Here is a 322-nt window from a genome sequence, read left to right as displayed (position 1 = left end):
AAATCAGATGGAAAGATGGCCAAGAATGAATGGGTAGATGGTGGCCGTTACTATGTTAATTCTGAAGGCAAAATGGTAAGGGATAAATGGGTAGATGGTGGTCGTTACTATGTAGGAAACGATGGTGTGCGACAACCAAAACCTGCAGCCGGGAATCCATACTCAGCAGCTTTAAAGACAGCACAAGATTATAATAGGATTCATTTGTCAAAAAAAAGAATTTATGAGATGTTAATTTATGAAGGTTTTAATAGTGACACTGCACAATATGCTATCAATCATTTGCAAGCAGACTATAAGGCGAATGCCTTAGCTCAAGCAA

The 322-nt window shown here is 38.5% G+C and carries 1 protein-coding gene; it reads left to right on the top strand.

Annotated elements, in window-relative coordinates; genetic code table 11:
- Positions 1-322, top strand: a 322-nt coding sequence (locus tag SORDD27_RS09485) for an Ltp family lipoprotein (protein WP_231069345.1), incomplete at both ends; no start/stop codon positions are given.

It is taken from the genome of Streptococcus oralis, from assembly GCF_001579025.1.
Lineage (GTDB): Bacteria > Bacillota > Bacilli > Lactobacillales > Streptococcaceae > Streptococcus > Streptococcus oralis_X.
This window is presented reverse-complemented; position numbering and strand designations above follow the sequence as displayed.